Here is an 11323-nt window from a genome sequence, read left to right on the forward strand (position 1 = left end):
ACTGGGATGAGTTTTACGCAACATCGAGCGGTGCAGGCATAGTACGGCAAAAAGATTTATACCAGTGCCGCGTTGGCATCTAATGTATCTGTTTTCTTTAAAACCGACTATATCCGATCTTAACTGTCTGATAGCAAAAGGGTGCGTTAGCTGACGCACCCTTTTACTATTTGTGGTTTTTAAGCATATTTAGCAATTTTAAACTCATCTGCTGCATTCACTGTTCACTGATGACTACTTATCAGTCGCCGCAGAGCTGCTAGGCAAAGCCGCCGCCGTTGGCAATATTTTACTGCGGCGAAAATACTTGGACGAGCTATCGATGATTTTATCGACTTCTTTGATCAAATCATGAATCACATCATCATAAACACCGTGATGTAACTCGGTCTCAAATGCGGTAAAGGGATGCTTGCGCGCCGCTGAACTGACCTCTGTCACGCCCTGCTTACTATAAAAAATATCGACGCGGCCATCACTGTTTAGCACGCAATTTAACTGACCGCCTTCGAGCATCATCTCGACGCGCTCGGGCATAAAAATATAATCATCCACATCAATAAGCTTTTTTTCTACTTCTCGCTTAAAAAACGACTTGATATCAAACATATATCCATCCTTTATTCTTAATAGCTTTTACTGGTGCGTGTCCTTATTCTAAAAATGCTGATATTGCCAATACTACTGGCATCAGTGTTATAGGATTCAACCATACAGTCGCACGCCTGCCCCTGCCGTTATACTTATCTTTATGACGAGCGCCCAATACTGGCTTTGATTCATCGGGTGGCTAGAGCGTGCTTGATTTCTTTATCCTATAAGAGGCATGGCTGTTTTTTAAGGCGGGATATGTAAAACTGCGTTTGATGTTGGTAAAAGTGGATGGCTTGTTTAGAGGCTTATCACACCCAGCCTTTTTTGCGAAACGACTTTAGCACTTCGATAAATACTGCCATCTCATCAGGCGTACCCAACGTTACGCGGTTGAACCCCGTGACAGGTGGAAAGTCTCGACCGACCTTGATGCCACTGTCTCGCATTCTAGCGATGTAGGTTTTTAAGTCACCTTTTATTTCATGAAAAATAAAATTGGTCTGGGATGGTAAGTAGCGAAGTCCAAGCTCGTCCAATACTGTTTCAATCATCTGGCGCGACTGATTGGTCGTGCGCAAACTTAACTCTAAAAACTCTGCATCATTTAATGTCGCAATGGCGGCGACCGCACCTGATAAGTTGGTGTTATCCATAGACATAAATGCTTCGACAGCTTCAATAGCTTTCGGGTTAGAAATCGCATAGCCCACTCGCATACCAGCCAAGGCACATAACTTTGAGAAAGTATGAATCACAATAAGATTGTCTGATAACCCTTGTTTTACCCACTCAACCCCACTCTCAAAGCTTGGGTCATTCACGTATTCTAAGTAAGCTTGATCTAATAAAAAGTAGTGGTTGTCTGGTGCGTTACCTATCCATGTTTTAAGCTGGTTCGTTGATGTAATGGTTCCGGTTGGATTATTAGGATTACAAACATATAACAAGCTAATACCGCTAAACTCGTCGGCCGCTTTTTGCAGTCTTTGAAGATCTAAATCATAGTTTTCGGCAGTTAATGGTATCTTGACTACAGACGCCCCGATAGAGTTTGCATACATCTCTGCGCAATCAAACGTTGGTACAGGGATTACCATCTGAAACTCTCGGCCCTCCGTAAATGCTTTATGTTGCAGCATCTGAATGGTAGCTCGCATATTTTCAGTCGAGCCATTACCCAATGAGATTTGGTTTTCTGCCACGCCATGAATGCTGGCAACTTTACTAATGAGTGCAGCACGTGCATTATCTGGATAACGAAAACCTTCACTTAAAGACTCTGTAACGGCTTTTTTGGCAGAATCCGACATGCCCAGCGAGTTTTCGTTCGCATTTAACTCTATCATTTTATTATTTTGCATGATGGACGATACACCTAACTGTCAGTGGAGAGTATGAGTAAGAGTAAGAGTAAGAATAAGATCAAATTTAATCATTGATATCATATTAAGTGGCATTTGGTATGATTACAAGTTCCCCAAACCCAAAACATAAGTTATTAATTGTATTCGGCAAAAAGCCATATTATTTCAAGTGTTTAGTAGATCATAAAAAGGTGAGCTACAAATATGCAACTCACCTTTTAACATTTAAATACAAAGAAATGTTAATGACAATACAAATAATTTATTAGAGCAAATGCGCTTTTAGCTCTAAGACTTTGTCACGCGTTTTTGCGGCTTCCTCAAACTTGAGATCGCGAGACAGCTGCTGCATCTGCTTCTCTAAACGTTTGATTTCTTTGGCGAGCAAATCAGGGCTACGCAAGATACTGATATCAACATCAGGCAGGTTGCTCTTGACTGGGATCACTTGATTGTCATTGGCATCCACACTCTCACCGGTATCAATCTTATCGGTGATGCTACGGCGCGCACCTTTTGGCGTGATATTATGCTCGATGTTAAAGGCAATCTGCTTTTCGCGGCGGCGATCGGTTTCCTCTATCGCCTTTTCCATACTCGGCGTCATACGATCGGCATAAAGAATCGCTTTACCATTTAAGTGGCGCGCGGCGCGGCCGATGGTCTGAATTAAAGATCTCTCAGAGCGCAAAAACCCTTCTTTGTCGGCATCAAATATCGCCACCAATGACACCTCAGGCATATCCAGTCCTTCACGCAAGAGGTTAATACCGACCAGCACATCGTGCACACCCGTACGCAGCTCATGGATAATCTGCATGCGCTCCACCGTATCGATGTCTGAGTGCAGATAGGCGACCTTGACATCATACTCCTGAAGATAGCTGGTCAAATCCTCCGCCATGCGTTTGGTCAAGGTGGTAATCAGCACACGCTCATCAAGCTCACGGCGTTTGGTAATCTCTGAGAGCACATCATCGACTTGGGTCAATACAGGACGTATCTCAATCTCAGGGTCAATCAGCCCCGTCGGACGTACCACTTGCTCGACGATTTGCTCACTACGCTCAAGCTCATATTGTGCTGGCGTGGCGCTGACATAAATGGTTTTGGGCTTGATACGCTCCCACTCTTCAAACTTCATCGGCCGGTTATTCATCGCGCTTGGCAGGCGAAAACCATAGTTCACCAAGTTTTCTTTGCGTGATCTATCGCCTTTATACATCGCTCCAATCTGCGAGACCGTCACATGCGACTCATCGATAAACAGCAGCGCATCCTCTGGTACATAATCAAACAACGTCGGCGGCGCCTCTCCCCAGGGCCGACCAGAGAGATGCTGTGAGTAGTTTTCGATACCATTACAGTAACCTAGCTGCTGAATCATTTCTAGATCGTACTGGGTACGCTCTTTGAGGCGCTGCGCTTCGACCAGCTTATTGTTGTCACGAAAATACTCAAGACGCGGCTCAAGCTCAGCACGAATGGTCTCGCTGGCGGCCTCAAGGCGATTACGCGGTGTCACATAATGCGACTTTGGATAAATAGTAATACGCGGCACGCTGCGCACGGTTTTGCCTGTCAAGGGATCAAACCATGTGATTTTTTCTACCTCATCATCAAACAGATGAATACGTACCGCGAGCTGCTCAGATTCTGCAGGGTAGATATCCAAAAGCTCACCGCGCAGACGGTAAGTACCACGGCCAAAATCCAGCTCGTTGCGGGTATATTGCATCTCGACCAGACGTTTGATGGTCGCGGTACGATCGATCTTGTCACCGACGACGACGTGCAAGAGCATTTTAAGATAACTCTCAGGATCACCCAGACCGTAGATACAAGAGACGGATGCGACAATGATGGCATCGCGGCGCTCAAGCAGGGCGCGCGTCGCAGATAGACGCATCTGGTCGATATGATCATTGATGGCGCTGTCTTTTTCGATAAAGGTATCACTGGCCGCCACATACGCCTCGGGCTGATAATAGTCATAATAACTGACAAAATACTCAACAGCGTTATTGGGGAAAAACGACTTAAACTCACCATATAGCTGGGCGGCAAGGGTTTTGTTGTGCGCCATGATAATGGTCGGGCGCTGAGTTTCGGAGATGACCTTGGCCATGGTATAAGTCTTACCAGAGCCCGTTACGCCAAGAAGTAACTGCTCATCCATTCCTTTATTGACACCATTGACCAATTTCTCAATCGCTTGCGGCTGATCGCCTGCTGGCTCAAAGTCGGTCACCATCTCAAAGGCGCGGCTTGATATCTGCGTTCCTGACGCATTGACACCACTGATTTCAGCTTCGCCTTGTAGCTGAGTGGCCAATTGATTTAACTGACGCGACGAGCGCGGTTCGGGCATTCGCATATTGGTTTTCTTCTTCTCAAGGTTTATAACAATTCTCAAGGTTTATAACAATATGGGGCCCCATCCACCGTTTTTAAAGGTTAACCAATCGCTGCCCGTTAGAGCTTTTTGCGTCCAAAAGGCTCTTTTTTAAGTCAAATTATGATGCGGTGGCGATATATTTTGCTGCCATTATCGCGGTGTCAGTCACCCTTGTTGAATAGAGTTGAATATAAAAATTCACAGAACGCCTGCAAACGTTACAAAGGCTTTCATGATTAACAAACCCATTACATGACCCCTTCATAAAGCCTATGCTTAACGGTTCCAACCGCGTGACAAACTGCTATCATTTATAACGATTCATTCAGCAAGACCACGGATACATCAATAACAACAAGTTCAGTATTCTATTTAAGACCGTCTTAAACCAATGATTTTTTATTTACAATGATAATAATGGAGCAAAATATGAGAGAACGTTATGCAAGTGGTATCAATGATGACACTGCCAAAAAAATGGTGGATTTGCTAAACGCCAATTTGGCCAACTTGATCGATCTAAGCATGGATAGCAAGCAGTGCCACTGGAATCTTCAGGGCACAGGTTTTATCGGTGTGCATCAGTTACTAGACGAGACCTATGAGCGCCTGACAGAAGCTTATGACACGGTAGCTGAGCGCATCGTAATATTGGGTGGTAAAGCCAACGGCATCTCAAAACGGGTGGTTGAGGACTCGATTTTAGAGACGTATCCCACCGATATCACTGAGGTCGATGAACATGTGCGCGAGCTGACCAAACGCTACAAAACCATCGCCGCCTCACTGCGCGAAGCAATCGATACCGCGGGTGATGCAGGCGATGAAGACACGGCAGATTTATTAACAGAGGTGAGCCGTATCGTCGACAAAGACGCATGGTTTATCGGTGCCAACGCTCCAAAGAAGTAATATGGGCTTGATCCATAGCGGTCAAATCAATTTATAATCATAATTAATGAAAAATAATCATAGAAAAGCCACCAATAAAGGTGGCTTTTTTTGTGGGTACGACTTTTGTGGTGATAAATATAAATATGCGATGTTTATTACTAAGGTCAACCTAACCACGCTTTGTCATTTATGCGCTGGTTGAGATGCTGGCTGATGTCATAAAACATGCTATGAAAGATGCGCTTTACCTGCATCACTAGGGGGTGTCAGTACGGCTGCATTTGGTACAGATAACGTGAGAATGGCTTCTTGAAACAGGGGATTGTCTCGAAACTGGTTTTCGATATCTTCAAATTTTTGCGCGATTTTTTCTTCTTTTTGGTTGCCTGCGATATCGACTGCAGCGACCATAAATATCTTTTTGGGACCGACCCATTCTAAATGCAGGTACGACACGCTATCGATATCAGGGTGGTTGAGCAGTTCACTGAGCGCATAATCGTGCATGCTATCAGACACTTTATAGCCAACCAAAAAGTCGCGGTTACGACTGATCAAAAATATCGCCACAGCGCCCAATAACACGCCCACGATGATGGAGCCAAGCGCATCCCAAAACGGCTGGCCTGTATAAGCATGCATCCCCATCGCTGCCGCTGCGATTACCAAACCGACAACCGCTGCCAAGTCCTCGAAAAACACCCCGCGCAGTGTTGGATTGGAGGTGTCGACCACATAACCAATTGCACTGACATTGATGGCTTTGCCGTGTTTTTTACTTTGCAAATAAGCCTGCACCAACGAAAAACCCTCGAGGACAAAGGCGATGGCCAAGATAACAAAGCCGATGGTATAGTTGGTCTCGCTCTCAGCGGCATTCCATTCGGTGATACCGGTGTAGATAGAGACGATAGAGCCTGCCATAAACACGCCAAAAGCCGCAATCATCGACCAGACATAGGACTCTTTACCATAGCCGAGCGGATGGCTTCTATCGGCAGGTTTGACGGACTTTTTTTCTGCGACTATCAGCAGCGCCCCATTGCCAGCATCCGCCCAAGAGTGCGCAGACTCAGCAATCATAGAGGCAGAGCCAGTCATAAAGGCCGCGACCGTCTTTGCAATGGCGATAATCAGATTTGCCCCAACAGCGATCAAGACCGTAATCAATGAACCCGCAGGTTTTTTATCTGCCGGCTTAGCATGGCGATGTGTCTGGTCGTCAGACTGGTTTTTGACAGTGCCTGTGCCGCGAGTACGGCCTCTCGGTGCTAACGCGTCATTCGATAAGGTGTCTTTTGGCTTGATGGTCATGTTAGCCTCGTTATCGCTGACTCATATAAACAGGTTATATAGGGCAGTGATGCAAAGATAGTGAGATAAAAAGAAAACAATCGCCTGCCGTGCAGATTGCCGGGCATGCTCTAACTACGCGGCTCACCACCTCGCTCGCCAGTCATCTTATCGATATCGCAACTGGGGCGGTGTGAGCTCTCCATACGCAGCTTTTTGCGCGCCAAGGCCGCATCGGCACGGCATTGCTGCATCTCGTTTTTGATCTCAAGAGGCGGCGCTGGCGTTGGCTTACCATTGTCATCGATTGCAACCATGGTAAAATAGCAGCTATTGGTATGGCGTACCGTACGCGCACGCACATCTTCGGCCTCAACGCGAATACCCACCTCCATTGAAGTCGTACCCACATAATTGACACTAGCAGCAAATGTCACCAGCTCTCCGACATAGATAGGCTCCCGAAACATCACTTGATCGACCGATAGCGTCACCACATAGTTGCCGCTATAACGGCTGGCACAGGCATAAGCGACCTGATCGAGCATCTTAAGCAAATCGCCACCATGGACATTGCCGATAAAATTTGCCATATCAGGCGTCATCAGCACCGACATATACAATTCGTGGTTTAAAGGGGCTTTTTTGGCGGTGGAGCTGGTGTTGAACTGCGGCATAATGTTCCTTAAAGGGTTGTACACGTATTTATGTTTTTAGCTTGCTTATCATTTATACAGCAGCTCGCTATATATCACAAACGCCCCTGTGTCATCAGATGGTCTACATTGTGTAAATAAAATATAAATAATAGCCCATCGGTAAATATAGATAATTCAATATAAATAGAAAACGACACAGTGTGGCTGGGATGAATTTTATGCAGCATCACCATAATTTTTGTTACCAGCCCCATGCGACAGCGAAATATCAGCGTGCTACAATATTCAGTCTATAGTTGAGCCTCTTTACAGTTGAGCTACTTTACAATAGGCACTACACCGACAAAGGCCGCGCAAACTACCTATCAGTAGCACGTGGCCTATATAGTCACTGCCCGTTTTATTTAGGATTGACTATATATCAACATCATGCCCTGATGACGATAAAAACGTTATATAATTAACATCAGCCACCTCCAACCACCCTTCACTATAAAAAGGATCCCTCATGAGCGAGTTGCAACTGTCTGACCGCGTCAATAGCATCAAACCATCACCAACGCTAGCGATTACCAATAAAGCCAAAGAGCTAAAAGCCTCTGGTAAAGACATCATCGGCCTAGGTGCTGGCGAACCTGACTTTGATACGCCAGAGCACATCAAAAAGGCAGCCATTGATGCAATCAATAACGGTTTTACCAAGTACACCGCTGTCGATGGTACACCAGAGCTCAAAAAAGCCATCATTGATAAGTTCAAACGTGATAACGACATCAGCTATGAGCCAAATGAAATCCTAGTATCGGTCGGTGGTAAGCAGTCTTTCTTTAACCTTGCCCAAGCCTTTATCAATCCAGGCGACGAAGTCATCATCCCAGCACCTTACTGGGTCAGCTATCCTGATATGGTCATCATCGCAGGCGGTAAACCCGTCATCGTCGAATGCCCAGCAGCACAAGACTTCAAAATCACCGCCGAGCAGTTAGAAGCCGCCATCACGGACAAAACCAAACTGCTAGTGCTAAACAGCCCATCGAACCCAACAGGTATGATCTATATGTTGGATGAGCTAAAAGCCATTGCGGAAGTATTGAAAAAACACCCACAAGTCTATGTGGCCTCAGATGATATGTATGAGCACATTCGCTGGACGGGTGATAAATTCTACAATATCTTAAACGCCGCACCTGAGCTAAAAGAGCGCGCCATCATCCTAAACGGCGTATCAAAAGCCTATGCCATGACAGGTTGGCGCATCGGCTACGCTGGTGGCCCTGCCAAACTCATCGGCGCGATGAAAAAAGTACAGTCGCAGTCCACTTCATGCCCAACCTCTATCAGCCAAGTGGCCGCCGAAGCCGCCATCAGTGGTGACCAAAGCGTACTGGCACCGATGGTAGAAGCCTTTGAGAAGCGTTGTGATCTGGTCGTTGATGGTCTAAATGCCATTAAAGGCATCACGTGCCTGCGTCCTGATGGCGCATTTTACGTCTATCCTCAAATCAAGCCATTGATCAAAGCCGCTGGCCTGTCTTCATGTACAGAGTTTTCCGCATGGCTGCTGGATAAAGTCGGCGTAGCGGTCGTCCCTGGTGATGCCTTTGGTCTTGGCGGCTATATGCGCATCTCTTATGCCACTGACGAAGCGACGCTAAAAGATGCGCTATCACGTATCGAAAAAGCCGTGGCTGACTTGGACGTTGCTGAATAAGCAAAAAGGCTTTTAAGCTAAATAGCTTGATTGTTAAAAACTATAAAAAAGACGCCCCATATTTGTTATGTGGGCGTTTTTTTATGACGGCTTTTGATAAAATAGCTCTCTTTTCTCATTAAAATGACAATCTTTGCAATTTATGCAAAAAAAGGCTTGACGTATTTTTTATCTTTGCTAGAATACGCCCCACTTAGCAAGAACTCGTTAGAGACTTTCTAAGTCTTGTTGTCACGTATCATGTACGTACAGCCTATTCTCCAATAGCTCAGTTGGTAGAGCAACGGACTGTTAATCCGTGTGTCCCTGGTTCGAGCCCAGGTTGGAGAGCCACATTTTAGTTGTAAAATTTTGAATTATTTTTAATTCAATTATGGCATTTGCCAAAACCCTCATCACTTTGATGAGGGTTTTTTTATGGTCGTCTGTTTTTTATGCAGTTTGGCTTTGTCAGCAGTCTGGTTTCTTTTAGCTCGGCGCTTGTAGCATGGAATTTAAGGAGTGTAACGCCTCGGTGGTATGGCGGCTAAGATCAGCAAATAAAGAGAAGATAGGCAGACAAAGAAAAGCCCCGAACCTAGGGCGATTGGTTCAGGGCTTACGGCGCTTCATGTTGTTGTTATTATTATTTCTTCCATGTCGACTTATCCTAAGTCATAAACAGTCATCTATAAGACAGCGGGCTGACCTGTGCTTTTATCGATACTGCCTCAACACTGCATCCTTGCCTCTCCTTGTGTTGATGGTTGTATTGTAGGGCAATCACTTTGATGCGCCTAGAGGCTAAAGACCTTATTTCGCGTAAGCATATGCTTACATTTGTACACCCGCTTACTGCCACACTTGCCTTGTTTGGCGGCTCGTGACTTATCTAGAACCAATCTAGCCTACTACCCTATTCTATCCCAATAACTGCTGCTTTTTAGCATGCTCTTTAGAGACTTTTTCGCCTTCTTCTTTGCCCTCTTCTATTTTGTTATCTGTCTCTTTGATATCGTCTACTTCGGCTGTTGGGGCGTTTTTTTGTTGTTGCTCGGCTTCCTCTGGCTCATACTGCAGCGTCGTCATGACTGGAAAGTGGTCAGAGCCTATAGACGGCAAACGCTGAATATCAACGACTGTGAAGCAAGCACTGTGAAAAATATGATCAAGCGCCCAGCGCAAAAATGGATAATTGACATGAAAGGTATTGATAAAATGGCGACCGATACGCGGGTCTAGCAAGCCTGAGATGCGCTGAAAGCGGCGCGTCGTCTTCGACCAAGCCACGTCATTGAGATCGCCTGCCAGTATGGCGGTTTGATCGTGCTCTTTGATGTGTTTGCCGACCATTAGCAGCTCGGCATCGCGAGTGGTCGATTTGTCGGCTTCAGTAGGACTGGGTGGCATGGGGTGTAGGCAGTATAGCCAAATCACTTGACCATTTTGCAGGCGCAGCTGTGAGTGAATCGACGGTATGTCATCTATCATCAAATACTTGACCTCAGGATCGATCAGTTCAAGTTTCGAGTATAGGTGCATGCCATATAAATTGTCTAATGGCACCTTGACGGTATAAGGATAGTCTGGCTCAATCTGCTCCAGTGCTTTTTCCCACTTTTTATCACTCTCTAAGGTGATTAAAATATCGGGCTGCTTTTGCTTGACCAGCTCGACCAGCTTTTGGGTATGATCATTGGGCGTTAGGACATTTGACACCATGAGTTTTAGTTGATGCGCTTGCCCTGCAGGTTTGGATTTTGCTTGTTGTACTTCTTTTTTCCATAGTTTGGTATAGGGCAACACCATTCTTAGCTGAAACGCCAATGTGATGCTCAAAACCACAAACAATAACCACTGCCCTAGCTGCCAGTCTGGCCAAAATACCAGCATACCAACCCAAGCGATCACCCCCAGCACCATGATCTGAATACGAGGAAACTCGACACCGCGCACCCACCAATTATCCAGCGGCAGCCAGCCCCAAATCGTCACAAACGCGACAAGCCCTGCTAGCCACTGGACAGAATAATATAATAGTGAAAGATCCATAGTATGTATTAACCGTTGATTGAAATTTTGGTTTGCCGCTGCATAAGATATGTTGGGTGTTCAGGCATCTTTAGGCGTACGGCTCACGATACTGATGCTAGCGCTTACTTTAGCACTTCAATCCAGTGACGCCTACTGCTACAGCCGAATTATATGACAACAACTATAAAACATTACAATGTCAAGTATCTGCATACTAGGGCGTGTTGAACATTCACAAATAGGCACTGCTGATCGCTAAAATTTTTCCAGACAAGGCGCAAAGCGACGATAAGGCAGATGGTTTAGCTAGGTTTGCAACGCAGTATGGCGCAATTTTAGCATCAGCCGTAGGGACAGGACTCTTTTTTGCCGCTTCATTGGTAAAAATAGACGCTTA

The 11323-nt window shown here is 45.7% G+C and carries 8 protein-coding genes and 1 tRNA gene; 3 read left to right on the plus strand and 6 right to left on the minus strand.

The annotated features are described in order from the left end of the window. Positions 1–234: 234 nt before the first annotated feature. The 3 genes from J3491_RS02685 to uvrB all read right to left on the minus strand — a co-directional run bounded on the left by J3491_RS02685 (position 235) and on the right by uvrB (position 4335). A complete protein-coding gene (locus J3491_RS02685) occupies positions 235–609 on the minus strand; it encodes a hypothetical protein (RefSeq protein WP_207969114.1) in 375 nt (124 codons plus the stop codon). 293 nt (positions 610–902) lie between these two features. After that, a complete protein-coding gene (locus J3491_RS02690; protein WP_207969115.1) occupies positions 903–1955 on the minus strand; it encodes a pyridoxal phosphate-dependent aminotransferase in 1053 nt (350 codons plus the stop codon). A 268-nt stretch (positions 1956–2223) separates the two neighbouring features. Then, complete coding sequence (uvrB, locus tag J3491_RS02695; RefSeq protein ID WP_207969116.1) at positions 2224–4335, minus strand: excinuclease ABC subunit UvrB; 2112 nt, start codon at positions 4333–4335, stop codon at positions 2224–2226. A 450-nt stretch (positions 4336–4785) separates the two neighbouring features. Here uvrB and dps point away from each other — a divergent pair, with 450 nt between their 5' ends. Further along, positions 4786–5268, plus strand: coding sequence for a DNA starvation/stationary phase protection protein Dps (dps, locus tag J3491_RS02700; RefSeq protein ID WP_075101556.1), 483 nt, complete (start codon positions 4786–4788; stop codon positions 5266–5268). A 210-nt stretch (positions 5269–5478) separates the two neighbouring features. On the opposite strand, the gene J3491_RS02705 is transcribed toward dps, so the two are convergent. Both J3491_RS02705 and J3491_RS02710 read right to left on the minus strand, forming a co-directional pair. Next, complete coding sequence (locus J3491_RS02705) at positions 5479–6564, minus strand: cation diffusion facilitator family transporter (RefSeq protein WP_207969117.1); 1086 nt, start codon at positions 6562–6564, stop codon at positions 5479–5481. A gap of 110 nt (positions 6565–6674) precedes the next feature. Next, entirely contained in the window at positions 6675–7220 is a 546-nt protein-coding gene (locus J3491_RS02710; protein ID WP_075101554.1) for an acyl-CoA thioesterase, read from the minus strand. Positions 7221–7710: 490 nt separating this feature from the next. Here J3491_RS02710 and J3491_RS02715 point away from each other — a divergent pair, with 490 nt between their 5' ends. Further along, the gene (locus tag J3491_RS02715; protein ID WP_207969118.1) at positions 7711–8913 is read left to right on the plus strand and encodes a pyridoxal phosphate-dependent aminotransferase; all 1203 of its coding nucleotides are present in this window, start codon (positions 7711–7713) and stop codon (positions 8911–8913) included. A 257-nt stretch (positions 8914–9170) separates the two neighbouring features. Next, positions 9171–9246, plus strand: a tRNA-Asn gene (locus J3491_RS02720). Between the two features lie 567 nt (positions 9247–9813). On the opposite strand, the gene J3491_RS02725 is transcribed toward J3491_RS02720, so the two are convergent. Further along, positions 9814–10944, minus strand: a complete 1131-nt coding sequence (locus J3491_RS02725; protein ID WP_100749192.1) for an endonuclease/exonuclease/phosphatase family protein — start codon at positions 10942–10944, stop codon at positions 9814–9816. Between the last annotated feature and the right edge of the window lie 379 nt (positions 10945–11323).

The sequence above is a fragment of the Psychrobacter halodurans genome, assembly GCF_017498075.1.
GTDB classification, from domain to species: domain Bacteria; phylum Pseudomonadota; class Gammaproteobacteria; order Pseudomonadales; family Moraxellaceae; genus Psychrobacter; species Psychrobacter celer.